The organism is Kitasatospora misakiensis (genome assembly GCF_042656005.1).
Lineage (GTDB): Bacteria > Actinomycetota > Actinomycetes > Streptomycetales > Streptomycetaceae > Kitasatospora > Kitasatospora misakiensis.
In genome coordinates this window covers 1-25,861 of the sequence record NZ_JBHSOF010000027.1, presented here as the reverse complement: position 1 = coordinate 25,861, position 25,861 = coordinate 1, and the positions used below count along the sequence as shown (strand labels likewise).

20 protein-coding genes are annotated in these 25,861 nt (G+C 73.5%); 16 read left to right on the top strand and 4 right to left on the bottom strand.

The window, feature by feature from the left end; genetic code table 11:
- Nucleotides 1–16: 16 nt before the first annotated feature.
- Nucleotides 17–589 (bottom strand): XRE family transcriptional regulator, encoded by a 573-nt coding sequence (locus ACFP3U_RS20670; RefSeq protein WP_380227074.1) that lies wholly within the window; start codon nt 587–589, stop codon nt 17–19.
- A gap of 116 nt (nt 590–705) precedes the next feature.
- Here ACFP3U_RS20670 and ACFP3U_RS20665 point away from each other — a divergent pair, with 116 nt between their 5' ends.
- The 11 genes from ACFP3U_RS20665 (at nt 706) to ACFP3U_RS20615 (ending at nt 14,462) form a co-directional block, all read left to right on the top strand.
- Nucleotides 706–1,347, top strand: coding sequence for an SAM-dependent methyltransferase (locus ACFP3U_RS20665; protein ID WP_380227073.1), 642 nt, complete (start codon nt 706–708; stop codon nt 1,345–1,347).
- Nucleotides 1,348–1,907: 560 nt separating this feature from the next.
- Nucleotides 1,908–3,500: an amino acid adenylation domain-containing protein gene (locus ACFP3U_RS20660; protein WP_380227072.1), complete on the top strand. Its 1,593-nt coding sequence runs from the start codon at nt 1,908–1,910 to the stop codon at nt 3,498–3,500.
- A 169-nt stretch (nt 3,501–3,669) separates the two neighbouring features.
- Nucleotides 3,670–3,912 (top strand): acyl carrier protein, encoded by a 243-nt coding sequence (locus tag ACFP3U_RS20655; RefSeq protein ID WP_380227071.1) that lies wholly within the window; start codon nt 3,670–3,672, stop codon nt 3,910–3,912.
- Nucleotides 3,909–5,303: a flavin monoamine oxidase family protein gene (locus tag ACFP3U_RS20650; RefSeq protein WP_380227070.1), complete on the top strand. Its 1,395-nt coding sequence runs from the start codon at nt 3,909–3,911 to the stop codon at nt 5,301–5,303. The genes ACFP3U_RS20655 and ACFP3U_RS20650 overlap by 4 nt, the downstream gene beginning before the upstream one ends.
- A gap of 178 nt (nt 5,304–5,481) precedes the next feature.
- A complete protein-coding gene (locus tag ACFP3U_RS20645) occupies nt 5,482–7,227 on the top strand; it encodes a class I adenylate-forming enzyme family protein (RefSeq protein ID WP_380227069.1) in 1,746 nt (581 codons plus the stop codon).
- A gap of 7 nt (nt 7,228–7,234) precedes the next feature.
- Nucleotides 7,235–8,704 (top strand): KamA family radical SAM protein, encoded by a 1,470-nt coding sequence (locus ACFP3U_RS20640; protein WP_380227068.1) that lies wholly within the window; start codon nt 7,235–7,237, stop codon nt 8,702–8,704.
- Nucleotides 8,701–9,795, top strand: a complete 1,095-nt coding sequence (locus ACFP3U_RS20635) for an ATP-grasp domain-containing protein (protein WP_380227067.1) — start codon at nt 8,701–8,703, stop codon at nt 9,793–9,795. Before ACFP3U_RS20640 ends, ACFP3U_RS20635 begins: the two co-directional genes overlap by 4 nt.
- On the top strand, nt 9,792–11,024 hold the full coding sequence (locus ACFP3U_RS20630; protein WP_380227066.1) for a phenylacetate--CoA ligase family protein: 1,233 nt from the start codon (nt 9,792–9,794) through the stop codon (nt 11,022–11,024). Before ACFP3U_RS20635 ends, ACFP3U_RS20630 begins: the two co-directional genes overlap by 4 nt.
- A complete protein-coding gene (locus ACFP3U_RS20625; RefSeq protein WP_380227065.1) occupies nt 11,021–12,316 on the top strand; it encodes an MFS transporter in 1,296 nt (431 codons plus the stop codon). Before ACFP3U_RS20630 ends, ACFP3U_RS20625 begins: the two co-directional genes overlap by 4 nt.
- Nucleotides 12,313–13,188 (top strand): SDR family NAD(P)-dependent oxidoreductase, encoded by an 876-nt coding sequence (locus ACFP3U_RS20620; protein WP_380227064.1) that lies wholly within the window; start codon nt 12,313–12,315, stop codon nt 13,186–13,188. Before ACFP3U_RS20625 ends, ACFP3U_RS20620 begins: the two co-directional genes overlap by 4 nt.
- A 20-nt stretch (nt 13,189–13,208) precedes the next feature.
- Nucleotides 13,209–14,462, top strand: a complete 1,254-nt coding sequence (locus ACFP3U_RS20615; RefSeq protein ID WP_380227063.1) for a phenylacetate--CoA ligase family protein — start codon at nt 13,209–13,211, stop codon at nt 14,460–14,462.
- Between the two features lie 55 nt (nt 14,463–14,517).
- On the opposite strand, the gene paaI is transcribed toward ACFP3U_RS20615, so the two are convergent.
- The 3 genes from paaI to ACFP3U_RS20600 form a co-directional block, all read right to left on the bottom strand.
- Complete coding sequence (gene paaI / locus ACFP3U_RS20610; RefSeq protein WP_380227130.1) at nt 14,518–14,913, bottom strand: hydroxyphenylacetyl-CoA thioesterase PaaI; 396 nt, start codon at nt 14,911–14,913, stop codon at nt 14,518–14,520.
- Between the two features lie 220 nt (nt 14,914–15,133).
- Entirely contained in the window at nt 15,134–16,591 is a 1,458-nt protein-coding gene (locus tag ACFP3U_RS20605; protein ID WP_380227062.1) for a WGR domain-containing protein, read from the bottom strand.
- A 168-nt stretch (nt 16,592–16,759) separates the two neighbouring features.
- Entirely contained in the window at nt 16,760–17,380 is a 621-nt protein-coding gene (locus tag ACFP3U_RS20600; RefSeq protein ID WP_380227060.1) for a TetR family transcriptional regulator, read from the bottom strand.
- 82 nt (nt 17,381–17,462) lie between these two features.
- Here ACFP3U_RS20600 and ACFP3U_RS20595 point away from each other — a divergent pair, with 82 nt between their 5' ends.
- The 5 genes from ACFP3U_RS20595 to ACFP3U_RS20575 form a co-directional block, all read left to right on the top strand.
- Entirely contained in the window at nt 17,463–18,398 is a 936-nt protein-coding gene (locus ACFP3U_RS20595; RefSeq protein ID WP_380227059.1) for an oxidoreductase, read from the top strand.
- A gap of 508 nt (nt 18,399–18,906) precedes the next feature.
- Complete coding sequence (locus tag ACFP3U_RS20590; RefSeq protein ID WP_380227058.1) at nt 18,907–20,109, top strand: cytochrome P450; 1,203 nt, start codon at nt 18,907–18,909, stop codon at nt 20,107–20,109.
- A 2-nt stretch (nt 20,110–20,111) separates the two neighbouring features.
- Nucleotides 20,112–20,321, top strand: a complete 210-nt coding sequence (locus ACFP3U_RS20585) for a ferredoxin (protein ID WP_380227057.1) — start codon at nt 20,112–20,114, stop codon at nt 20,319–20,321.
- A 477-nt stretch (nt 20,322–20,798) separates the two neighbouring features.
- Nucleotides 20,799–21,335 carry a response regulator transcription factor gene (locus ACFP3U_RS20580; RefSeq protein ID WP_380227056.1) on the top strand — a complete coding sequence of 179 codons (537 nt, stop codon included), beginning with the start codon at nt 20,799–20,801 and terminating at the stop codon, nt 21,333–21,335.
- 283 nt (nt 21,336–21,618) lie between these two features.
- Nucleotides 21,619–25,861, top strand: a 4,243-nt coding sequence (locus ACFP3U_RS20575; RefSeq protein WP_380227055.1) for a type I polyketide synthase, incomplete at its 3' end; no start/stop codon positions are given.

Here is a 25,861-nt window from a genome sequence, read left to right as displayed (position 1 = left end):
ACTCGGTCCGCAGGGCTCAGGTGGTGCGGGCCCTGAGGTGGGCCCGCTCGCCCTGGTGCCCGAAGAGGACGAGGAGTTCGACGGTCCGGTGGTCGTCGGGCCCCAGCCAGTGCGGCACATGGGTGTCGAACTCGGCGGCCTCGCCCGGCCCGAGCACCACCGTACGGTCGCCGAGCAGCAGGCGCAGCCGGCCGGCCAGCACGTAGACCCACTCGAACCCCGCATGGGTCCTCAGCTCCGGCTCGGTGTCCGGCCCCGGTGGGATGAGCAGCTTGTGGGCCTGGACGCCGCCGGGGCGGCTGAGCGGCACATAGGTCATGCCGTCCCTGGTCACCGGGCGCAGATGGATCCGCGGGTCCCCGGTGTGGGGCGCGCCCACCAGCTCGTCCAGCGGCACGGCGTGGACCTCGGCGAGCGACAGCAGCAGTTCCAGGGTCGGCCTGCGTCCGCCGCCCTCCAGCCGGGAGAGGGTGCTCTCGTTGATCCCGGTCCGCTCGGCGAGCTCCGCCAGCGTCATCCCGCGCCGCCGCCGCAGCTCGCGCAGCCGGGGGCCGAACGCGTCCAGGACGTCCTTCTTCGCGTACGCCATGGCCTCAGGTTGCCGAAACGGCATGAAGCTTTGCAACTCCGGCACCCCGGGGCGCATCGTCGTCCCACCCGGCCCCGATCCGACCCCGTTCGACCTGTCTTTCGAGAGGACCCCCGATGCGCGACGACGTTGCCGTCACCGACTCCACGACCTTCTGGGAGCACCACTACGCCCGCCTCGACGCCGGGTGGGGCACCGCCCCCAACCCCGTGCTGGCGGACCTCGTCACCGCCCTCGCCCCCGCCCCCGGCACGGCCCTCGACCTGGGCTGCGGACACGGCGGCGACGCGCTCTGGCTCGCCGGGCGCGGCTGGGACGTCACCGCCGTCGACGTGGCACCGACCGCGCTCGACCGCGTCGCCGCCGGCGCGCGGGCCGGCGGCGTCACCGACCGCGTCCACCCCGTCCGCCACGACCTGGCCAGGACCTTCCCCGCCGGCGCCTTCGACCTGGTCTGCGCCACCTACTTCCACACTCCCGTCGAGATCCCGCGCGCCGAGGTGCTGCGCCGCGCCGCCGCGGCGGTCGCGCCGAACGGGCTGCTGATCGTGGTGGAGCACGGCTCGGTGGCGCCCTGGTCCTGGCAGAACGGCCAGGACGTGCGCTTCCCGACGCCGGAGGAGGTCCGCGCCGCCCTGGACCTCGACGCCGGCTGGCGCACCGAGCGCTGCCACGCCCCGCGCCGCACCGCCACCGGCCCCGGCGGCCGCACCGCGACCGTCACCGACACCGTCGTCGCGCTCCGCCGCACGCCCTGACCACCGCACGCCCTGACCGGCCCGGCGGTGGTGACGAGATGCGTCCGCGGCGCTGCGGGCCCGGCGGGGGCGGTACGTCGTGTACTTCGGGTCGGGCGCCGTCCGGGACGTGACACGCGGTCGACGGGTGGACGATCCATCGGCGTCCGATCCATTCGATCGACCTGACGTCGCGTCAATTTCCCGCGAGTTGACAGCCGCTCGGCGGGCGGTCGCGAGCAGCGGGAACGCCGGTGGACGCCCCCCTGGGCCGGTGGCGGAACAATCCGGCGGACCCGGGAATCTCCGAACCTCCGGAAATACTCGCGGAATTGGACGGTGTGCGATCTCCGCGCGAAACGGCAATAACGCACCGGCGCGCCACGTAACGAAGTGGTCGCGCTACGCAGTCACTCGGGCCACAGAAGACCGCCCAGGCAGACCCCGCCCCGTTCACATGTCAAGCACGCATCCTTGAAGCGACATCCTCAACAACCATTGTGGCTCCGCATGTTCGACGGGTAGAGTCCCGGTCCGCCGAGCACCGAACACGTGCTCGCACGGCATTCTTTGGGGCGGGCATGACAAATAACCGCAACATCCACGGGGCCACTTCCGACTTGATTGACGCGTTCACGGAAACCGTGCGCCGATATCCCGCACGACCGGCGATCGTCCAGCACGGAGACGCCCTCGGTTATCGCCAACTCGATGACTTGGTACGTACCTTGGCCCACCGCCTCGGCGCCGCACCGGGCACGGTGGCCGTCCCGGCGACCCATGCGCCGGACACCGTCGTCGCCCTGCTGGGCGTCCTCGCCGCCGGCGGGGCGTACTGCCCGGTCGACCCGGCGTTCCCGCCGCAGCGGCGGCGGGACATGCTGGCCGCGGCCGGCTGCCGGACGGCGGTCGGCCGCGACCTCGGCGAGTCCGTCGGCCAGGACGTCGCGCAACCCGGCCTGGAAGTCGTCGAGTTACCACGGGCGGCCGCTCCGCCGCACACCGGTCCGCAGCCGCCGGACCCGGAGCAACCGGCCTATCTGCTCTTCACGTCGGGTTCGACCGGGCAGCCGAAACCCGTCGTCACACCGCGCCGGGCGATCTCCGCCGCCGTCGACGCACTGCGCACCCTGTTCGGCCTCACCGCCGAGGACCGGGTGCTGCAGTTCGCCTCGCTGAACTGGGACACCTGCTTCGAGGAGATCCTCCCGACCCTGACCACGGGCGCCGCGCTCGTCCTCGACCGCGACGCCCACTCCGGGTCGTTCCCGCGCTTCCTGCGGATGATCGAGCGCGAGCGGATCACCGTCCTGGACCTGCCGACCGCGTTCTGGCACGAACTGGTCCTGCACCTCGCCGAGGAGGGCCGCACGCTGCCCGGCTGCGTGCGGCTGACGGTGATCGGCGGGGAGGCCGCCAACCCGGCGCGGCTCGCCGACTGGGCCGCCCTGGACACCGGGCGGATCCGGCTGCTCAACACCTACGGCTCGACCGAGACCACGCTGATCACCCACGCCGTCGATCTGCACGGACCGCTGGCCGCCGAACGGGACCGGCCGTGGGCGGCGGGCGACCGGGTACCGATCGGGCGCGCCCTGCCCCATGTGTACGAACGGATCACCGAGCAGGGCGAGTTGCTGATCGGCGGCCCGGCGGTGGCGCTCGGCTACCGAGGCCTGCCGGAGGCCACCGCGGCCCGGTTCACGGTGGACGCCGAGGGCCTGCGCTGGTGCCGCACCGGCGACCGGGTGAGCCGGGCGCCGGACGGTGTGCTGACCCACCGGGGGCGGCTGGACGGCGAGTTCAAGGTGCGCGGGATCCGGGTCGACCCGGCCGAGATCGAGGCGCACCTCGCCGGGCATCCGGGCGTGCACGCGGTCGCGGTGACGGGCGCCACCGTCGCCGGGCGGTCCGCGCTGGTCGCGTACGTCGTCCCACGGGCCGGGGCGGCGGACGGGACGGCCCCCGGGACGCTGGGCGCCGAGCTCCGGACGTACCTGCGGGACCGGGTGCCCGGCCATCTGGTGCCCAGCCGAATCACCGTGGTGCCGGAGCTGGTCCTCACGGCGAGCGGCAAGGTCGACCGGGCCGGCTCCCACCGCCTCCACTCCGCCCCCGGGACCGCTACCGGCACTGCCGCCACCGCGCCGGTCCCGGCCCCCGCGCACCACTAGCCCGCAGTCGCAGGCCCACCGTTCTCAGGCCGCAGCCCTCGACCCGCGCCGCGCGGTCCCGCCACAAGCGGGCCGGGCCGCCGACCCGCTCCACCCCGGGCCCACCCGTCCGGCCCCGCACCAGGTGCCCCACCGGCGCACCGCACCCGACGGTCAAAGGAGAGCCTCGTTGAGCAGCGTAGACACCACCCCCGCCAGCACGGACGGCCTGGTGACGATCTTCCGCCGCGTCCTGGAGACGGACGACGTCGCGGCGGACTCGGACTTCTTCCTCCTGGGCGGCGACTCGCTCATCGCGACCCGCGTACTGAGCGCGGTCGCCCGGACGTACGGCGTCGAGCTGTCCTTCGAGGACTTCGTGCTCGCGCCGACCCCGGCCGGCCTGGTCGAACTGATCGCGGCCGCCGGATGAGCGGCCGTACGCGTGCGGGCTCCGCCGTCGTGGTCGGCGGCGGACTGGCCGGGCTGACCGCCGCCGAGGGGCTGGCGGCCCGCGGGGTGGAGGTCACCGTGCTGGAGGCGCGTGAGCGGGTCGGCGGGCGGACGCACGGGATCGAGGTCGCGCCCGGCGCCCGGATCGACGCCGGGGCCGCCTACCTCGGCGGCAAGCACACCGAACTCCTCGCCCTCATCAAGGACTTGGACCTCTCCACCGCGCCCACCACGATGCTCGGCGCGAGCCGCTTCGCCATCGGTCCGGTATCCGACTCCAGCTCGGACGGCGAACTCGCCACCCGGGACGGCCGGTTCCCGCCGCTCAACGCGGTGGCGCTCGGCGACCTCTTCGACCGACTCGCCGAACTCACCGCCGCCGTACGGCCGGACGCGCCCTGGCTCACCCCGGACGCGGAGCGGCTGGACACCCTCACCGCCGCCGAATGGGCCGAGCGGCACCTCACCCACCCGGACGCCCGGCTGTTCTTCCCGCTCTTCCTGGGCGAGATGATGGCCGCCGACCCGGGCGAGGTCTCGGTCCTGCACATGGCCTTCTACCTGCGCTCGGGCGGTGGGCTGCGCTATCTGAACGCCTTCGAGGGCGGCGCCCAGCAGGACCGGGTCGCTGGCGGCGCGCACCAGCTGTGCGAGCGGCTCGCCGCCCGGTTGACGGCCCGGCGGCCCGGCGCCGTCCGGCTCGGCGAGGCGGTGCGGTCCGTCGTGCAGGACGGCGCCGGTGTCACCGTGCACACCCACGCGGGGGCGGCGTACCGGGCCGATGTCGCGGTGGTGGCGCTGCCCCCGCTGCTCGCCGAGGGCCTCGACCTCGGGCCGGTGCGGCCGGCCCCCCGCGCGGGCGGGCGGACCGGGCGCGGCTGCGCCGTCAAGGTCAACCTGGTCTACCCCTCGCCGGTCTGGCGCGAGCACGGGCTCTCCGGGTGGTCGGTCAACGCGCGGGGTCCGCTGCTCTCCACCGTGGACGACTCGCCGGCCGACGCCCCGGCCGGCTCCGCCGTCGGTGTGCTGACCGGCTTCGTCACCGGCGCCGAGGCGCACCGCTACGCGGCCCTGGAGCCGGGCGAGCAGCGCGCGACCGCCGTCGCGCAGGCCGCCTCGCTCTTCCCGATGCTGCCCGAACCGATCGGCTTCCATGTCACCGACTGGGTCAACGAGCCGTACAGCAAGGGGTGTTACGCGGCGCTGTTCGGGCCCGGCGACTGGCTGCGGCTCGGTCCGACGCTGACCGCGCCGCACGGCCGGGTGCACTGGGCCGGCACCGAGAGCAGCACCGAGTTCTTCGGCCTGCTGGAGGGCGCGATCCGCTCCGGCCACCGGGTGGTCGCGGAGATCCTCGACGCGGAGGGTTGACGAAACTTTGCAAAGTCCCGGCAGGACTTTGCAAAGTCGCCCCGGCCACCGGGCCGGACAGCAGCACCGGACACCACGCAGCAGCATCCAGCAGCACGTAGCAGCACTGTTCTCCCTCACCACTCAGCCCGCGCTCCCGTTCCACAAGAACCGCGGGCCACCCTCTCAGGAGACCGCCATGAGCGACGAGACGTCCCCCCGCAGCAGCAGCCCCACCGCCACCCCCACCTCGATCGCGCCGCTCGCCGCGCGCGAGCGGCTGATGGCCGAGCCGGAGCTCGGGGCCGGCAACTTCCTCGACCACGCCATCGCCGTGAACCCCCACCGCGCCGTCCCCTTCGCCTACAGCCACCACCTCGACCACCGGGGCGCCGTGGTGCTGCGCGGCCACAGCCTGCTGGACCTCGCCGCGCTGCGCGACCGGTACGCCGCCTGGTACCACGCCAACGGGGTGCGCCCGGGCGAGCCGGTGGCCGTGGTGATCGCCGAGGGCCTGGAGCCGCTGCTGCACTTCTTCGCGCTCACCGCGCTGGGCGCGATCCCGGCCCTGGTCAACGATGCGATGCGGCACGACGTGATGGTCCGCTACCTCAACCACGTCGGCGTGGTCGGCGTGGTCGCCGACGACACCACCCGCCTCGCCGCCGCCTACCGCCAGGACCCGCAGCGCCGCCCGCGGTTCATCGCGCTCGCCGCCGAGATCCAGGCCTTCGACGCCGACGCGGCCGACGGCCTGCCCGCCGAGTACCCGTACCGGCACGCGCCGGAGGACGTGGTCGCGCTGATCCACTCCTCGGGCACCACCGGCACCCCGAAGTCCACCGTGCTGGCGCACCGGCAGTTCTGGGACGGCAAGCAGCCGCGCATGGTGCGCTTCCCGGCCGAGCCGGCGGACCGGCTGATGTCGCTGATGCCGCACACCCACGCCGGCGGCCTGAGCTACTTCCTCACCGCGACCCTGCTCGGCCTGCCGACCGTGGTGATGGCGGACTGGCGGCGTGCGGTGGTCGAGCCGGTGATGGAGGCCTTCCAGCCCACCATGGTCGCCTCCTTCCCGCGCACCTTCGTCGAACTCGCCACCGGGGAGCTGCCGGTGAAGGGCGCGGCCAAGGTGCACTCCTGGTTCAACACCGGCGACAGCGCGCACTACGGGCACATCCGCCGGCTGGTCCAGCTGGGCGAGCGGCCGGCCGGACTGATCCGGCCCTGGCTGCTGCCGCAGGAGAAGGCCGAGCAACCCGCCATGCCCGGTTCGCAGTTCGTCGACGGCCTGGGCTCCTCCGAGATGGGCATGGCCCTGTTCGGCCAGGTGACCTCGCCGGAGAGCGCGCGCAATGACCGCTGCGTCGGCAAGCCGCTGGAGGTGGTGCGCCGCGCGGCGGTGCTGGACCAGGACGGCGCCGAACTGCCGGACGGTACAGTCGGGTTGCTCGCGATCGACTCGCCCTCTCGGACGCCCGGCTACTGGAACAACGCGCGGCTGACCGAGAGCTTCGAACTGGCCGGCTACTGGCTGACCGGGGACGTCGCCCGGCGCGACGCCGAGGGCCGGTTCTACCACCTGGACCGCACGGTGGACGTCATCGACACCGTGGCCGGACCGGTCTACAGCCTGCCGATCGAGGAGGTGCTGCTGGCGGACTGCGCCGAGCTGGTCCGGGACTGCTCGGTGGTCGGGGTGCCGGGCGGCGCCGGGGAGGGACAACGGCCGGTCGCCGTCGTCCAGTTGCAGCAGGCGGCGGAGTCCGCCGGTGCCGAGGAGGTGCTGGAGGCGGCCAACAAGGCGCTGGCCGGGGCCGGACTGGCCGGGCTCGCCGCCGTCCGGATCGCCCGTACCGCGGCGGAGTTCCCGCTCGGGCCGACCGGCAAGGTGCTCAAGCGCGAGCTGCGCACCCGCCTCGCCACCCTCTTCACCGGCCAGTAGCACGGTCATGGCCGACCACCTCGCACCCCCCGAAACCGCACCCCGCCAGCCGTACCAGTACGTCCGCACCCCGCTGGTGGAGCCGGACTGGCGCCGGCTGCCCGGCTGGCGCGACGTCACCGAGGCGCAGTGGCGGGACGCCCAGTGGCAGCGCGCGCACTGTGTCAAGAACGCCGGCCAACTGCGGTCGGTCGTCGGCGAGTTGCTCACCGCCGAGTTCTACGAGCAACTCGCCGCCGATCAGGCGGAGTTCGCGACCATGCCGGTCCTGCTGCCGCCGCAGCTGCTCAACACCATGGCCGCGCACGCCCCCACCACACCGGAGGAGTTCACCGCCGCGTTCCTGGCCGACCCGGTCCGCCGCTACATGCTGCCGGTGCGCTCCGACCGGCACCCGCGCTGGCCCAGCCACCCGAAGGCCGAACGCGACTCGCTGCACGAGGCCGAGATGTGGGTGGTCGAGGGCCTCACCCACCGCTACCCCACCAAGGTGCTGGCCGAACTGGTCTCCACCTGCCCGCAGTACTGCGGGCACTGCACCCGGATGGACCTGGTCGGCACCTCCACGCCCCAGGTCACCAAGGCCCGGCTGGTGCTGCGGCCCGCCCACCGGCAGGAGCAGATGCTCGACTACCTCAAGCGCACCCCGACGGTGCGCGACGTGGTGGTCTCCGGCGGCGACCTCGCCAATGTGCCGTGGCCGCAGCTGGAGTCCTTCCTGCTGCGGCTGCTGGAGCTGGAGTCGGTCCGCGACATCCGGCTCGCCAGCAAGGCGGTGGTCGGCCTGCCGCAGCACTGGCTGCAGCCGCAGGTCCTGGCGGGCGTGCACCGGGTGGCCGCGGTCGCCGCCGGCCGCGCCGTCAACCTGGCCGTGCACACCCACGCCAACCACGTGCGGTCGGTGACGCCGCTGGTCGCCGAGGCGGCCCGGGCGCTGCTCGACGCGGGCGTGCGCGACGTCCGCAACCAGGGCGTGCTGATGCGCGGCGTCAACGACACCCCCGGGGACCTGCTGGACCTCTGCTTCGCCCTCCAGGGCGAGGCGAACATCCTCCCCTACTACTTCTACCTCTGCGACATGATCCCCAACGCCGAGCACTGGCGGACCAGCGTCCACCAGGCGCAGCACCTCCAGGAGGCGATCATGGGCTACCTGCCCGGCTACGCCACCCCGCGCCTGGTCTGCGACGTGCCGCGGCTCGGCAAGCGCTGGGTGCACCAGGCGGTGGCGTACGACCGCGAGCGCGGTATCTCGTACTGGACCAAGAACTACCGCACCGAGCTGGAGGTCCGCGCGGGCGGCGCCGACCGGGGCGGCGACGACCCGCTGGACCGGCGCCACCCGTACTACGACCCGGTGGACACCCTCCCCGAGTCCGGCCGCCGCTGGTGGACGGAGCGGGCCGCGCGCCCCGCCCTCGTCCCCGCAGCCCCCGCCCCCGCAGCCCCCGTCCCCCAGGAAGGAGCAGCACGGTGACCACGACCGCCCCGCACGACCCCGGCCCGCACAACGCCCCGCACAACAGCCCGCACAACGCCCCGCTGCGCCGGATGTGCTGGATCTTCCCCGACCGCGAGTCGACCCGGACGACCGCGACCTGGCGGCACTACTTCTGGGACCTCTACGCCGAGATCGCCGAGGAGCTGGGCCTCACCTGGTGCCGGCACTCGCCGGACGCGGTCACCGTCGACGCCACCGACCCGGCCCACCCGGTGGTCTACGTCGACGAGGAGCCGGTGACCCCGCAGGACACCCTGTTCATCACCGCGCTCTACTCGCTGCCGTACCAGTCGATGGACATCTTCAACCAGTACGCGCTGTACGCGGTGCTGGAGCAGGCCGGCTTCTACCTGCCGTTCCCCCCGTACATCTCGCTGATCGGCAACGACAAGCTGGCCACCGTCCTGCACCTGGCCGACTCGCCGGTGCCGCCGATCCCGTCGATCCGGATCGGCACCGGCCGGGACATCGCCAAGCACCACTACGAGGTGGCGCTCGGCGGCCTCAGCTACCCGGCGATCGTCAAGCCCTCCGGCTGGTGCGGCGGCGGCGGGATCAACCTGGCGCGCGGTCCGGAGGACATCCGCGGCCTGGCCAGCCTCGCCCAGGGCGGCGACACCACGCTGATCGCCCAGCCCTACCTCGGCGACGGCACCGTGGACTACCGGGTGTACGTGGTGGACGGCGAGCCGTACGCCGTCCTGCGCCGGGTGCCCGAGCCCGGCTCGCCGGTGGCCAACGCCAGCCGCGGCGGGTCGATGGAGTTCCCGCCGATACCGCCCGAACTCGTCGAGGCCACCGCGTACTTCGCCGAGAAGCTGGCGATCCCGTTCTTCTGCGTGGACTTCCTGTACGACGGCGAGCGGTACTGGTTCTCGGAGCTGGAGCCGGACGGCGTGATCGCCCCGGACTTCAGCGACCCGGGCCGCGCCCTCCAGCGGGACATCACCCGCGCCCGGTTCACCGCCTACCGGGACGCGCACGCCAAGTGGCTCGCCAACGGCACCCCGGCCCGGCCGCTCGCCGACCGCACCCCGACCCCCGCCCCCCGATCGGAACCCCGATGACCGACGCGTTCTCCCTGCCGCCGGAGGCGGCCGAACCGCGACTGACCGTCGCCGCCACCACCCTGGAGCGGCTGCGGACGGTGCCCGCGCTCGCCCCGCGCTACGCCGGCCACCCCGTCGGCGTCCGCACCCTGGGCGAGCTGGCCGCGCTGCCGCCGCTGCTCAAGGACGACCTGAACACCGCGCTCACCCACCTGGAGCCGCGCGCCGAGGCGGCGGCCACCTGGCTGTTCCAGAGCGGCGGCTCCACCGGCGCGCCCAAGGTCGGCTACGCGCCGACGGGCTTCTACATGGCCGGGGTGCACGCCCACTGGCCGGTGCTCGACCGCGAGGACGTGTTCGCCAACGCCTGGGGCGCCGGCCGGATGTGGGGCGCGCACTTCCTGGCCGCCGCGCTGGCCGACCGGGCCGGCTGCCGGGTGATCGCGCTCGGCTCGATCACCCGCGAGGAGTACCCGGACTGGCTGGCCTTCCTCGCCGACCGCGGGGTGACGGCGATCGGCGGCACGCCGAGCGTGCTGCGGCTCTGGTTCGCGCACGCCCGCGCCGCCGGGCTCAAGCTGCCGAGCCTGCGCAAGGTGCTCTGGCTGGGCGAGGCCTGGCAGCCGCAGTTGGAGGAGGACCTCGCGGCCGTCGCGCCGCAGGCCCGCCGCTGGGGCATGTTCGGCTCCACCGAGACCTGGGTGGTCGGCACCAACACACCCGACTGCCCGGCCGACACCTTCCACCCGCTGCCCGAGCAGCTGGTGCACGCCGGGGCGGACGGGCTGCTGGACTTCACCACCCTCGATCCGGCGATGCTGAACCCGGTGCTGCGCTACCGCACCGGCGACGCAGGCGAGTTGACCGCCTGCCCGTGCGGTCGGCCGGGCCGGGCGATGCGGGTGCTGGGCCGGCGGGACAACGTCGTCCAGGTGCGCGGCCTCGGTCTGCACGTGGACGAGCTGGTCGCCCGGGCCGAACGCGAACCGGGCGTCTCCCGGGCGCAGGTGGTGATCACCGAGGACGGCGGCCGGGCCACCGGGGTGGAGGTCCTGCTGCTGGCCGCCCCGGGCGCCGGACCGGACCCGGCGGCGCTGCGCGCCGAGCTGCTGGCCGGCACGTTCACGCTGAGCACCGCGTTCCAGCACGACCCGGAGCACGTCACGGTCCGGGTGGCGGACGCGCTGGTCAGCAATGACCGGACCGGCAAGACGGCCTCCTTCGTCGTCCGCGAGGAGGCCTCGTGAAGCTGCGGCGGCCGGAGGACCTCGGGCGCGGCTTCAACCTGTTCTGGGCCGGCCAGACCGTCAGCGTGGTCGGCGACCGGATCACCGTGTTCGTCGTCCCCACCCTGATGATCTTCGTGCTGCACGCCTCCGCCCTCCAGGTCGGCGTGGTGGCGATGGCCCAGTACCTCGGCATCCCGCTGCTCGGCCCGGTGGCCGGCGTGCTGGTCGACCGCTGGGACAAGCGCCGCACGATGCTGGTCTGCGACCTGCTCCGGCTGGCCGCCGTCCTGGTGATCCCCCTCGCGTACTGGCTGGACCAGCTCTCCACCCCACTGCTGTTCGGCTGCGTGGCCGTGATCAGCGGCGCGACCATCTTCTTCAACGTCGGCTACCTGATCGCCGTCCCCGCCGTCGTCCCCGAGGACCGGATGGTGCGCGCCTACTCCCGGCTGGAGGGCAGCAACTCGGTCTCCGAGGTGGCCGGGCCGTCGATCGCCGCCGGGCTGTACAGCGCGCTCGGGGTGGGCGCGCTGCTGGTGGACGCGGCCAGCTACCTGGTCTCCGCCGCCTGCTTCCGCTCCATGCCGCGGTGGGGCGAGCGCACGGTGGTCGAGGGCACCGTCTGGGAGCGGCTCACCGCGGGCTTCCGGATGAACTGGGCCGACCCGGTGCTGCGCCGGGTGGTGCTGGCGGCCGTCACCCTCAACTCCGGCGGGCCGATCTTCGTCACGGTGCTGCCGGTGCTCGCCTACCGGGGCCTGGACGTCTCGGTCGGCGAGTTCGGCGCGGCCATGTCGGTGGGCGCGGTCGGCGCGCTCACCGGCGCCGTGGTCGCCCCCCGGATCAGCCAACGGCTCGGCCTGGGCCGGACCCTGGCCTGGTCGCTGCTGCTGCACTGCCTGGTCGGGCTGGGCGTGCTGGCCGCGCCCGCGCTGCCCGCCGGGCTCGTGATCGCGGTGACCATGGGCTGCTACGGCTTCTTCATGTCCTGCATCAACGTGTGCAGCGCGCCCACCCGGCAGGCCCGGATGTCGGCCGAGCACCAGGGCGTGATGCACGCGGCGTTCCGCACCGTCACCTGGGGCGTCATCCCGCTCGCCGCGCTGGTCGGCGGCCTCGCCGTGTCCGCGCTCACCGACCCGCTGGGCATCCGGGACGCGGCCCGCTGGGTGATGGCCGGCGGCACCCTGCTGGCCGCCTGCTCCTTCCTACCCGCCCTCGGCATCCAGCCCCGGTTGGACGCCGCGGCCCGCGAGGAGAAGCGGCAACCGGCGGACGCCGCACCCGCGTTGACGGAGAGCGCCTCGTGAGCGCCGCGCCGGGCGGCGGCGTCCTGCTGGTCACCGGCTGCTCCTCCGGCATCGGCCTGGCCACCGCCGTGGCCGCCGCCCGCGCCGGGTTCACCACCGTGGCCACGCTGCGCGACCCGGCCCGCGCCGGCACCCTGCGCGAGGCCGCCGAGCAGGCCGGGGTCACCCTGGACGTCCGCCGGCTCGACGTCACCGACCCCGCCTCCGTCACCGCCTGCGTCGAGGGCGTGGCCGCGACCCACGGGCGGCTGGACGCCGTGGTCAACAACGCCGGCGTCTCCAACTTCGACCCCACGCTGGAGATGTCCACCGACGCCGCGCTGCGGGCCAACCTGGAGGTGAACTTCTTCGGCGTGATCGCCGTCAGCCGCGCCGCGCTGCCGCTGCTGCGCGCCTCCGGCGGCCGGCTGCTCACCATCGGCAGCGTGCACGGCGTGGTCGGCCAGCCGTTCAACGAGGCCTACTGCGCCGCCAAGTCCGCCGTCGAGGGGTTCATGGAGAGCCTCGCCCCGGTGGCCGGCGCGCACGGCGTGCGGGTCTCCGTCGTCGTCCCCGGCTTCGTACCGGACACCGAGTTCGGGGTCTTCCCCGACATCGACCGCCGCACCATCGGGGCGGCCTCCGGCCCGTACGCGCCGACCTTCGCCGACTACCTCGGCTGGGTCGGCGGCCAGGGCTGGGAGGCCGCCGGGCAGCCGGCCCGGGAGGTGGCCGAGGTGGTGGTGCGCACGCTGCGCGCCGAGCGGCCCGCCTTCCGGGTGCCCACCAACGCCTGGGCCGCCGCCTACCTGGCGCAGAAGCTCGCCGACCCGGACGGCTCGGCCGTCCAGACCCTCGCCCGCACCTGGATCGGCCGCCCCGACTTCATTTAGCCACCCTCAGGAGCATCACCATGCCCGCCAAACCCCTGCCCGAGCTGATCGACTTCGCCCGGCGCAACTCCCCCTTCTACGCCGAGCTGTACCGGGACCTGCCGGCCCGCGTCGAGCGCCTCTCGGAGCTGCCGCTGATCGAGCAGACCGCCTTCTGGGCCGCCAACTCCTGGCCGGACAACCGGCTGCTCACCGGGCCGCTGCTGGACGGCGGCGTGTACAAGACCGGCGGCACCACCGGCGTCCCCAAGTTCTCCCCGTGGACGCGCACCGAGCACGCCGACTCGGTCACCGCCTTCGGCGCGGGCCTCGTCCAGGCCGGCCTCAAGCCCGGCCACCGGGTCGCCAACCTGTTCTGGGCCGGCGAGCTGTACGGCGGCTTCCTCTACATCGAGAACGCCCTGCACCACGCCCCGGTGGACAACGTCCGGCTGCCCGTCGGCGCCGCTCCCGACGCGTACGTGGCCGGGCTGATCACCGACTTCGGCGTGGACGTGCTGGCCGGCGAGCCGATGAAGCTCAGCTCGGTCGCCGAGCACCTGGTCAAGCACGGGCAGGTCGCCGAACGCATCGAACTCCTGCTGTTCGGCGGGGACCTGCTCTTCGCCGACCTGCGGCCGATCCTCTCCCGCGCCTTCCCCAACGCGGCGGTCGCCTCGATCGGCTACGCCTCGGTGGACGCCGGCCTGGTCGGCGCGCCGGTGCCCGGCGACGACGTCCGGGTGCACGAGGCGTTCCCGAACCGGACGGTGGTGGAGCTGGTCGACGATGTGAGCGGCGCGCCGATCACCGAACCCGGGGTGCCCGGCCGGGTGGTGGTCACCAACCTGTTCCGCACCCTGATGCCGATCCTGCGCTACCCGACCGGCGACCGCGCCGAGTGGGTCGACGCGGCCGGCGGCCGGTTCCGGCTGGTCGGGCGGTCGGTGGAGGGGGCCCGGGTGGGCACGGTGGCGATGCCGACCGAGGAGGTCCGCGCCGTGCTGCTCGCCCACGACCCCGACCGGCACATCTCCGGGATGCAGATGGTGCAGCGCCGCTGGGACGGCAAGGACGGGCTGATCCTGCGGCTCGGGTACACCGAGGAGCCCCCGGCGGAGCTGGCCGGGCGGCTGGTCGAGGCGGTGTACCGGGCGCGGCCGCTCTACCCGGACGACGTGGCGGCCGGGGTGATCCACGACCTCCTGGTGGAGTGGGTGCCCCGGTCCGAGCTGGTCACCAACCCGCGCACCGGCAAGCTCCAGCAGGTGGTGGACGAGCGCCCGCCGGCGTGACGCGACGACGGACGGTGGGCCGGGGGGATCCGCTTCCCCCGGCCCACCCTCGTCCTCAGGCCGTGTGCGGCTGCCCGGCCAGCATCACGCTCTGGCCGCGGAATTCCGCGATCACCTTTTCCGCGGCATTCCGCACCGTCACGTCGTAAATCCCGGTCCGCCCGGAACGCGTGCGCTCGACCGCCTCGGCGACCAGTTCGTCCCCGACCGCCGCCGGCGCCAGGAACGTCACCTGCGCGCCCTGCGCCACCGTCACCGGACCGTAGCTGTTGCAGGCGTAGGAGAACGCCGCGTCGGCGAGCAGGAACAGATAGCCGCCGTGCGCGATGCCGTGCCCGTTCACCATGGCCGGGGCCACCGTCATCCGCATCGACGCCCGGCCGGTGGACACCTCGTCGAGCGTGATCCCGAGGCCCTGGCAGGCCAGGTCGCGCTCGTACAGGGCGGCCATCCGGGAGTTCGGCACCGAGGCGCCCGTCGATGCCGCGGACTCCGCCGGTCCCGCGGAATCCTCGACGGCGACGGTGTCCACGCTCATGACGCCCTGCTTTCCCGGGAGACAGCCCGAAACGGTCGGTGTGCCGTGCGGCGTATCGCACCCGCATTACACCGAGGCCCGCGACGGGCTGTCAACGGTCCGCCGGAGAGAACGGAGCGTCCGTCAGAAGAACTCAGAGCAGCCGCTTGATGTCCCCCCGCGCCCGGTAGAACGAGCCGCTGCCGGACTCCAGCACCTCCGCCACCAGGTACCGCGCGCCGGGCACCCGGATGTCCTTCGGGAACTGCACCCGGCGGGTCGCGTCGAAGCCCGGCGACACCACCCGCACCCGCAGCCGGCTGCCGTCCTGCACGCACTCCACCTCGATGCCGCCCGCCGCGCCCGCCGAGCCGACCGCCACCGACTCGATCTCGGCGCCGGCCACCGAGGCCGTCCAGCCGCTGCCGTCCACCTCGGCGGCCTGCGGCAGCCGGCCCTCCTCGGCCGCGCGCACCGCCGCCTCGCCGGCGTCCAGGCAGACCAGCGAACCGTCCGTGGTCACCAGGTAGAGCCGGCCGTCGCGGTACTGCATGCTGTACGCCGAGCCGCAGCCGGTGCCGAGCTTCCACAGCCGGGTGCCGTCGGCGTCGAAGCAGTACACCGAGGAGTGGTTGTCCCCCGCGAACACGTACCGGCCGTCCGGCGAGGCCGCGCAGGAGAACACCGCGGCGTCGCAGCGGTAGCGGGCCACCTCCGAACCGTCCGCCTTGCGCAGCCGGTGCACCGAGCCGCGCGAAGTACCGGCGAACACCTCCTCCCGCTCCTGCCAGCCGAACAGCACCTCGCCGTCGGTGCGGGTGTGCCAGACCGGGGCGCCGCCGCGCGCCGCGTACCGGCTGACGCCGCGCGAGTGGCCGTGGTACACGCCGTCGCTGTCGCAGCGCACCATCCAGCCGTCGGTGCCCTCGGCCGAGCGCCGCCACTGGAACTCGTCCTCGTGGTCGACGGTGGTGATGCCGCCGCGCGCGTCGGCCACGCCGAGCACGCCGTCGTGGATGTCCAGCCAGTAGATGTCGACGTCCTCGGCTATCTCGTACGCCACCCGCGGCACCTTGCCGCCGAGGTCGTACACCTTGCCGTCGTCGCAGCCCGCGTAGATCCACCAGTCGTCCGCGACGATGCACTTGACGCCGTCGGGCAGCCCGTAGCGGCCCGTCACCTCGCCGCCGTGGGTCAGCGTGTAGACGTCGCCGCGCTCGTTGCCGACCCAGGCGTGCTCCTCGCCGACGAAGATGCCGAACGCCGCCGCACCGGACCGGAACCGCCAGAGCACCGGCGCCTGCCGGGCCGTCGAACGGCTGCTGGCGATCGCCCGCCGCGTCACCGCCCGCCGCTGCCGCACCCCGCGCACCGCCGGGGCGTAGCCCCTGCGGACCTTCTCGCCGATCTTCTTGGCGGCCGCCGCCGCGGCCTTCTCCGGCGAGGGATAGGCGGTGGTCTTGGTCTGGCCGCTCTCGCCGATCCGCCCGTAGGTGACGGTGACGGCCACGCCGGCCACCGTGACCTCGTAGAACTTGTGCGCGCTGCCGCTGTCCTCGGACAGTTCCAGGTAGGTCGACTGCTCGCCGGTGGCGGTGGCGGTGGCTGACATGGGCGGGGCCCCTTCCGGGCACGGGCATGACGGGGTGTGGAGGCGCCGCGGGCACGGTGCCCGGCGACACCTCAGAACCTAACTCCCAGCACCGACAACGCCCGTCCCCCGGGCCTGCCCGAACGGACCTTCCACCGCCCCCGTTACCGGCCAGGTCGGCCAGGTCGCCTAGCTCGGCAGGGCGTTCAGGGCGTCCAGGGCGGGGGCGATGGTGGCGAAGGCGCGGTCGGTCAGTTCGGCCGGGTCCTCGGCGCCGTCGCTGGCGCTCCACAGTTGCAGGACGACGTCGAACGCGGTCAGCGCCATCCCCGCCGCGAGCCGGGGGTAGAGGCCGGTGGCGGAGCCCAGGCCCAGCCGGTCGGCCAGCTCGACAGCCAGCTCGTCGCGCCACTGCGCCTGGCGCTCCAGGAAGCGGGCGAGCAGCGCCGGCGTGCCCAGGATCAGCTGCACCACCCGCAGCGCCTGCTCGGCGTGGCCGGCGCAGGCGTCGATGGAGACCCAGATGGTGTGCCGCAGCGCCACGGACGGCGACTCCTCGGCCGGCCGGCCGGCGAGTTCGGCCCGCATGCCGACGCCCATCTCGCCGAGGAACTGGACGACCACGTCCTCCTTGGACGCGAAGTAGCGGAAGAAGGTGCGCTTGGACATGCCGGCGGCGGCCGCGATCTCGTCGACCGTGACCGCGTCGAACCCCTTCTGCGCCAGGAGGTTCAGCGCGGCCTGGGACAGCTCGTCGGAGACCAGCTGACGCTTGCGCTGGGCCAGGCTCGCTTCAGGGCGGGTAGTCACCCCCTCATGTTACACGCCGCGCCGCTTTTGGCCCTCAAGGGCGCGCTTGACACTTGGTGACAGGTCGGGCAACGTGTGACGTATGACGAAGCAGCAGGACTGGACCGCCGATCAGATTCCGGACCAGACGGGGCGGGTGTTCGTGGTCACCGGGGCGAACAGCGGCCTCGGCCTGGCGACCACCCGGGCGGTCGCCCGCAAGGGCGGCCAGGTGATCCTCGCCGTCCGCGACGAGGCCAAGGGCCGACGGGCGGCGGCCGAGATCACCGCCGCGCAGCCGGGCGCCCTCCTGGAGGTGCGCCGCCTCGACCTGGCCGACCTCGACTCGGTCCGCTCCTTCGCCGACCAGCTGCGCGCCGACGGGACCCGCCCGGACGTCCTCGTCAACAACGCGGGCGTGATGGCGCCGCCGCGGACGCTGAACGGGCAGGGCCACGAGATCCAGTTCGCCGCCAACCACCTCGGCCACTTCGCCCTCACCGGGCTGCTGCTCGACCTGCTGGCCGAGGGCAAGGACCCGCGGGTGGTCACGGTGAGCTCGACCAACCACCGGCAGGGCAAGGTCTTCTTCGACGACCTCTCCGGCGAGCGCAAGTACTCGCCGATGGGCTACTACAACCAGTCGAAGTTCGCCAACGCGGTGTTCGGCTGGGAGCTCCACCAGCGCCTCACCGCGGTCGGCAGCCCGGTCCGCAGCCTGCTCGCGCACCCCGGCTACACCGCCACCAACCTCCAGACCAGCTCGCCGGTCGGCATGGTGAAGGTGCTCTTCGGCCGCATCCTGACCCCGCTCGCCCAGGCCCCGGACCAGGGCGCGCTGCCCCAGCTGTTCGCCGCCACCGCCCCGGACGTCGAGAGCGGGCAGTTCATCGGACCGGGCGGGATGGCCGAGCTGCGCGGCGCCCCGAAGGTGGTCCAGCTGGCCCCGTCGGCCGCCGACGCCGAGACCGGCAAGCGCCTGTGGGAGCTGTCGGAGCGGCTGACCGCCGTCCGGTTCGCCTTCCCGGCCGTCGCCTGACCCCGTCACCCGACGTCCCCGCCCGACCCCTGACCCCGCCGCCCGATCCGGCCGACGGGGCAGGCCCCCGTACCAGGGGCCGCCGCGCATGACGCCCCCGGCATGCGCGGCGGCCCCTGCATCACCACCCCGGCCCGCACCGCCCCCGCATCACCCGCCCCCGCATCACCCGCGCCAGCATCACCCGCGCCCCCGGCGCAGACAATTCGTACACTTCCCCCGAATCCCGGCCCCCCGTCCCGGCGGCGGCTCCGGGCATTTCGTCATCCCTATTTACAATTGCTCCGCAAGGAATCCCACTCCCACCCGGACGACACGAACGGAACTCCTCCCGCCGCTTACCGGAGGAGCTTCCAGAACGAACCAAAGATGCCCCTCCGGCCAATCGTCATGAGCATGTGAGGTGGATCACTATCGAAGATCCGTCCGATGACGACCTGTTAGGCTGGTACTTCAATGTCGAGCTCCATCCACGGGGGTAAAAGTGGGGGAAGTAGCAAGCGTTGATGTGGCCGCCTTTCCGGCGTTCCCGTTCATCGGGTCGGACGACGACCCCTTCATTCCGGTCAGAGATTACGACCTGAAGCACCTCGACGAGGCGAACGGCAGAATCAGGCTCCCGTTCGGCGGCTGGGCCTGGCTGATCACCAAGCACGAGGACGTGCGACAGCTGCTGCGCCACCCGGGCTTCAGCTCCGACCAGTACCGGCCCGGGTTCCCGGTCCTGAACCCGATCCCGCCGACGCGTGAGGGCGCCTCCGGGCTGTTCATCTTCATGGACGGCGACGCGCACAGCCGTTTCCGGCGCATGCTGACCGCCGAGTTCATGATCAAGAACATCCGGCGGATCGAGCCGCTGATCGAGGAGACCGTCAACGAGGCCCTCGGCCGCATGCGCGAGATCGGCCCGCCGGCCGACCTGATGAACGAGTTCGCGCTGCCGGTGCCGTCGATGACGATCTGCCACCTGCTCGGCGTGCCCTACTCGGACCACGACTTCTTCCAGCACCACAGCCGCGCGATCATGGACCGGAACTCCGGCCCGGCCGAAGTCGGAGCCGCCATGGAGGCCCTGAACGGCCTGCTGGGCGACCTGATCACGCACAAGCGGACCAACCCCGGCGAGGACCTGCTCAGCCGGCTGGTGGCCGAGCGCGTGATCCCGGGGGAGCTCAAGGAGGAGGAGCTCCTGAGCATGGCCATGCTGCTGCTGGTGGCGGGCCACGAGACCACCGCGAACATGATCGGGATGTCCGCGCTGGCCCTGCTGGAGCACCCCGAGCACCTGGCCGCCCTGCGCGAGGACCCGGGCGTGGCGCCCAACCTCGTCGAGGAGCTGCTCCGGTACTGCACCGTCGTCCGGACCGGCCTCCCCCGGCTGGCCATGGAGGACGCCGTCATCGGCGACCGGGAGGTCAAGGCCGGCGAGAGCGTCGTGGCGATGCTGTCGATGGCCAACCGGGACGGCTCGGTCTTCCACGACCCGGAGTTCTTCGACCCGCGGCGCAACGAGGCGCACCGGCACATGGCGTTCGGCTTCGGCCTGCACCAGTGCATCGGCCAGCCGCTGGCCCGGGCCGAGCTGCGGATCGCCCTGGTCCAGCTCGCCAAGCAGTTCCCCGACCTCCGGTCGGAGACGACCCTGGCGGACGTCACGAAGCGCCACGAGGCGGTCACCTTCGGGCTGGGCGAACTGCCGGTGACGTGGTGACCATGCACATCACCGTCGATCGGGACCTCTGCTGCGGGTCCGGCAACTGCGTGGAGACCGTCTCCGAGGTGTTCGACCAGGACAACCGGGACGGCATGGTGCTGCTGCGGATCTCCGAGCCGCCCGAGCACCTCCAGGAGGCGGTCGAGCGCGCCGCCCAACTGTGCCCGGTGGGCGCCATCGAGATCTCCCGCCGGAATTCGACGGGCTGACGCCCGACCGACGCCCGACTGGCACCTGACGACCGACGACTGACTGACAGACGCAGTACTGCACGGGGGCGAGCACGCCGCGTCTCGACAATCCGCCGTCCATCCCCGCCACCGGTATCCGGAATCCGGCCTCCCGCAGAATTCTCCCGCGCGGGCGGCCGGATCCGGCCCGGGGCGCCGCCGCACCCCAAAGCGGTTTCCCACGGATTTCCCGGCGATTTCGAACGCGTCTTTTACTGTCCATTTCACCCGGTCACGCGACCGCAATTTCGCGCTGCCCGGGAAATGCGGGCCGAACCGGGCACGCCGAGCGGTCGTACCCGGCCGGCCCCACCCCTCACCCCTGTGTGCCCACATAACAGGAGAGCGGAAAAGTTGGATAGTGGCAGCAGCCAGACACGAGTATTTGTATGCAGTAGACACCCCTACGCGCGACTGGGCATCCGTGGGGCGCTGAAGCGGGACGACGCACTGACCGTGGTCGGCGAGGCGGCCGACATCATCGGGCTGCTGACGGCGACGGCGGTGCGCGAACCGGACGTCGTGGTGCTCGAAGCCCGGAAGCAGACCGACCACCTGCGCGAGCTGACCGCCCTCGACACCGCCCTGGTGGTGGTCGTGGAGGACGCCGAGACCGCTGCCGACTGGATCCGCCTGACGCAGGCCAACGTGCGTGCCGTCGTGCACTCCGACGATCCCGAGGAGGTGCTCGTCGAAGCCGTCCGCCGGGCCACCGCCGGCGGCTGCTACGTCTCCCCCGGCCTCAGCGGCCTGCTCCTCCGGTTCGTGCGGGACACCCTACCCCGTCCCCTCTCGGTCGTCCCCACCCACGCACCCTTGACTTCGCGCGAGTCCGAGGTGCTCCAGCTGGTGCGGCGGGGCCTGGCCAACAAGGAGATCGCTCGCCGGCTGGGCCTGAGTGAAAAGACCGTCAAGTTCCACGTCTCCAACGTGCTCGCGAAGGCCCACATGGCCTCCCGGGCACAGCTGATCGCCTCGGCCGCGGCCATGTGAGACGACGGCCGCGGACGGCGAGGAGGACGACCGCACCACGGCGGGGCGTCCGCACGGAACCACCGTGCGGGCGCCCCGCCGTCGCGTTCAACACGCTTCCACCCCGTCATGACTGACGAACCGTCGGACCGCGTGCGCGGCGCCGGCGCCGGGCCCGGGGCCAGGTCGCTTGCCTTGGTCTAAAGTCCTGGTTTCGCGCCGCCGAGCCTGCCCTGAAGCCCTGCTCTCCTGCCGTTCCTCTGGCCGAAGTCCCGGTCCGGTCCGGAAACAGATACTTCCCGGTATGAAGCCCTCCATGTCCGGTGACCAGACGATCGGCCGCACCCACGACACCGCCATCGCCGTGATCGGAGCCTCCTGCCGGGTCCCCTCGGCATCGGGTCCGGCCGCGTTCTGGCGACTCCTGACGGAGGGCACCGACGCCCTCTCCCCCTGGCCCGAGCAGCGCGGCCCCGGCGGCGCGTCCTGGACCGGCGGCTTCCTCGACGAGGTCGGCACCTTCGACGCCGCCTTCTTCGGCGTCGAGCCCGACGAGGCCGCGGCCATGGACCCGCAGCAGCGCCTCGCCCTGGAACTCGTCTGGGAGGCCATGGAGGACGCCGGGCTGCCCGACCACCGGCTGCGCGGCTCGCGCACCGGCGTGTTCGTCGGCGTCTCCTCCGACGACTACGCCGCCCTCGCCGCCCGCGGCGACCGGGCCGGCCACGGCGAACTGCACGACTTCACCGGCCGGCACCGGGCCGTCGTCGCCAACCGGGTCTCCTGGACCCTCGGCCTCCAGGGCCCCAGCCTCGCCGTCGACGCGGCCCAGGCCTCCTCCCTGGTCGCCGTCCACCTCGCCTGCGAGAGCATCCGCCGCGGCGAGTCCGACCTGGCCTTCGCCGGCGGCGTCAACCTGATCCTCTCCCCGGACGGCATGCGGGCCGCCGCCGGCCTCGGCGCCCTCTCCGCCAAGGGCCGCTGCGCCGTGTTCGACGAGAGCGCCGACGGCTTCGTCCGCGGCGAGGGCGGCGGCGTCGTCCTGCTCAAGCCGCTCGCGCAGGCCGTCGCCGACGGCGACCCCGTCTACTGCGTGATCCGGGGCAGCGCCGTCAACAACGACGGCGGCGGGGAGCGGCTCAGCGACCCCGACGTCGCGGGCCAGCAGCAGGTCCTGCGGCAGGCCTACGCCAACGCCGGGATCGGCACCGAGGCCGTCCAGTACGTCGAACTCCACGGCACCGGAACCCCGGTGGGCGACCCGGTGGAGGCCGCCGCGGTGTCCGCCGTCATCGGCCGCGGCGCCGACGGCCGCCGGCCGCTGCGGGTCGGCTCGGTCAAGACCAACATCGGGCACCTGGAGGCCGCGGCCGGCATCGTCGGCCTGCTGAAGGCCGCGCTGGCGCTGCGCCACCGCCGGCTGCCCGCCAGCCTGCACTTCCGCACCGCCAACCCGGCGATCCCGCTGGACGAGCTGAACCTCCGGGTGCAGACCGAACTCGACGCCTGGCCGGACCCGGAGGCCCCGCTGGTCGCCGGGGTCAGCTCGTTCGGCATCGGTGGCACCAACTGCCACGTCGTGCTGGCCGAGGGGCCCTACGCCGGCCACCCGGCTGAACTCGCCGAGCCGGTCGAGGTCACCACGCCGACCGCCGCGCGCGGCCCGCTGCCGTGGGTGCTGTCCGCCCGCTCCGGCCGCGCGCTGGAGGCGCAGGCCGGCAAGCTGCTCGCGCACCTGGGCGGCACCGACGAGGCGGACGCCGCCGACGCCGCCGGGATCGCCCGCTCGCTGGCCACCGGCCGGTCCGTCTTCGAGCACCGCGCCGTCGTCCTCGGCACGGACCGTTCCGAGCTCACCGCCCGTCTGGAGCGCCTCCACGAGGAGGCCGTCAGCGGCCTCGCCGCCCCGGCCGGGCGGACGGCCTTCCTGTTCGCCGGCGGCGGCGCCCACCGGGTCGGCATGGGGCGCGAACTGTACGCCGCCTACCCGGTGTTCGCCGAGGCCCTGGACGAGGTGCTCGCCCACCTCGACCCCGCCCTCGGCCTGCGCGAGGTGCTGTTCGGCGAGCGCGCCGACGCCGGGCCGGCCCTGGACGGCATGCGCTACATGCAGCCCGCCCTGTTCGCCTTCCAGGTCGCCCTCTACCGCCTGGTCACCTCCTGGGGCGTCGAACCGGACCTGCTGGTCGGCCACTCCTTCGGCGAGATCGTCGCCGCCCACGTCTCCGGCGCCCTCTCGCTGCCCGAGGCGGCCGCGCTCGCCGCCGCCCGCGGCGAACTGATGGAGGCCCTGCCGGCCGGCGGCGCCATGATCGCCGTCGAGGCGACCGAGCAGGAGGCGCTCGCCGCGCTCGACGGCGTCACCGACGTCTCCATCGGCGTCATCAACGGGCCGACCTCGGTCGTCCTCTCCGGCGCCGAGGAGTCGGTGGCCCGGATCGCCGACGAGTTCCGCGCCCAGGGCCGCCGCACCACCCGGCTCCGGGTCCAGAACGCCGCCCACTCGCCGCTCACCGCGCCCATGTTGGACGAGTTCGCCCGCCGGATCGACGGCCTGACCGTCGCCGAGCCGCGCATCCCGATCGTCTCCACCGTCACCGGCCGCACCGGCACCCCGATGACCGAGGAGTACTGGATCGGGCACGTCGGCGCGACGGTCCGCTTCCACGACGCGATCACCGCCTGCCGCGAGCTGGGCGTCACCCGCTTCGTCGAACTCGGCCCCGACTCCACCCTGACCCCGCTGGTCCGGCCCGACGAGGCCGAACTCGCCGTAGCGCTCCAGCACCGCGACCACCCCGAACCGCAGACCCTGCTCACCGGCCTCGCCCAGGCCTGGGTCGCCGGCGCGCCCGTCGACTGGGCCGGGATCATCGGCGCGGCGCCGACCGTCGACCTGCCGACCTACGCCTTCCAGCGCGAGCGCTACTGGCTCGACGAGCGCCCCGCCGCACCCGCCGCCGAGCAGCACCTCAGCTCCGCGACCCTCGCCCTGCGCGACCGGATCCGCACCGAGCCCGAGGGCTTCCTCCGCCGCTGGCTCGCCGAGCACCTGGCCGAGAGCACCGGCGGGACCGGCTTCGCCGCCGACGAGACCTTCCGCGACCTCGGCTTCGACTCCGTGCTCTCCGTGCAGCTGCGCAACCGGCTCGCCTCGGCGACCGGCCTGCGGCTGCCCGCCAGCGTGCTCTTCGACTACCCGACGCCGAACGCCCTCACCGCGTACCTGCACGAGCGGATCGTCGGCGTGCTGGACGCCGCCGACGAGGACCGGCCGACCGCCGCCCCGGCCGCCGCCGACGACGCGGACCCGATCGTGGTCGTCGGCATGGCCTGCCACCTGCCCGGGGGGATCGACTCCCCGCAGCAGCTCTGGCAGACGGTGCTCGACGGCACCGACGCCATCTCCGAGTTCCCCACCGACCGCGGCTGGGACCTCGCCGGCCTCTACCACCCGGACCCGGCCAACCCCGGCACCAGCTACGCCCGCCACGGCGGATTCCTCACCGGCGCCGGCGACTTCGACGCCGACTTCTTCGGCATCAGCCCGCGCGAGGCCGCCGCGATGGACCCGCAGCAGCGCCTGCTGGTCGAGACCGCCTGGGAGGCCCTGGAGCGGGCCGGCGTCAACCCCGACGGACTGCGCGGCAGCCGCACCGGCGTCTTCGTCGGCGCGATGAGCATGGAGTACGGCCCGCGGCTGAACGCCCCCGTCGACGGCACCGAGGGCTTCCGCCTCACCGGCACCACCACCAGCGTGGCGTCCGGGCGGATCTCCTACCTGCTGGGCCTGGAGGGCCCGGCGATGACGGTGGACACCGCCTGCTCCTCCTCCCTGGTCGCCCTCCACCTGGCCGTCCAGGCGCTGCGCAACGGCGAGTGCTCGCTGGCGCTGGCCGGCGGTGTCACGGTGCTCTCCACGCCGGGCATGTTCGTCGAGTTCTCCCGCCAGCGCGGCCTCTCCGCCGACGGCCGCTGCAAGGCCTTCTCCGACGAGGCCGACGGCACCGGCTGGGGCGAGGGCGTCGGCCTGCTGGTCGTCGAGCGCCTCTCCGACGCGCGCCGCAACGGCCACCAGGTGCTGGCCGTGGTGCGCGGTTCGGCGGTCAACCAGGACGGCGGCAGCAACGGCCTCACCGCGCCCAACGGCCCCTCCCAGCAGCGGGTGATCCGGGGCGCGCTGGCGAACGCCCGGTTGGGCGCGGCCGACGTCGACGCCGTGGAGGCGCACGGCACCGGCACGACCCTGGGCGACCCGATCGAGGCCCAGGCCCTGCTGGCCACCTACGGCCAGGGGCGCGACGCCGAACAGCCGCTCTGGCTCGGCTCGTTGAAGTCCAACATCGGGCACACGCAGGCGGCGGCGGGTGTCGCCGGTGTCATCAAGATGATCGAGGCGATGCGGCACGGCGTGATGCCGCGCACGCTGCACGCGGACACCCCGTCGCACCACGTCGACTGGGAGGCCGGCGCGGTCAGCCTGCTCACCGAACAGCAGGACTGGCCCGAACTCGACCGCCCGCGCCGCTCCGCCGTCTCCTCCTTCG

Coding starts and splice junctions, on each gene's coding strand:
- ACFP3U_RS20670 (WP_380227074.1), bottom strand. CDS start 589: ATGGCGTACGCGAAGAAGGACGTCCTGGACGCGTTCGGCCCCCGGCTG.
- ACFP3U_RS20665 (WP_380227073.1), top strand. CDS start 706: ATGCGCGACGACGTTGCCGTCACCGACTCCACGACCTTCTGGGAGCAC.
- ACFP3U_RS20660 (WP_380227072.1), top strand. CDS start 1,908: ATGACAAATAACCGCAACATCCACGGGGCCACTTCCGACTTGATTGAC.
- ACFP3U_RS20650 (WP_380227070.1), top strand. CDS start 3,909: ATGAGCGGCCGTACGCGTGCGGGCTCCGCCGTCGTGGTCGGCGGCGGA.
- ACFP3U_RS20645 (WP_380227069.1), top strand. CDS start 5,482: ATGAGCGACGAGACGTCCCCCCGCAGCAGCAGCCCCACCGCCACCCCC.
- ACFP3U_RS20640 (WP_380227068.1), top strand. CDS start 7,235: ATGGCCGACCACCTCGCACCCCCCGAAACCGCACCCCGCCAGCCGTAC.
- ACFP3U_RS20630 (WP_380227066.1), top strand. CDS start 9,792: ATGACCGACGCGTTCTCCCTGCCGCCGGAGGCGGCCGAACCGCGACTG.
- ACFP3U_RS20615 (WP_380227063.1), top strand. CDS start 13,209: ATGCCCGCCAAACCCCTGCCCGAGCTGATCGACTTCGCCCGGCGCAAC.
- paaI (WP_380227130.1), bottom strand. CDS start 14,913: ATGGCCGCCCTGTACGAGCGCGACCTGGCCTGCCAGGGCCTCGGGATC.
- ACFP3U_RS20605 (WP_380227062.1), bottom strand. CDS start 16,591: ATGTCAGCCACCGCCACCGCCACCGGCGAGCAGTCGACCTACCTGGAA.
- ACFP3U_RS20595 (WP_380227059.1), top strand. CDS start 17,463: ATGACGAAGCAGCAGGACTGGACCGCCGATCAGATTCCGGACCAGACG.
- ACFP3U_RS20585 (WP_380227057.1), top strand. CDS start 20,112: ATGCACATCACCGTCGATCGGGACCTCTGCTGCGGGTCCGGCAACTGC.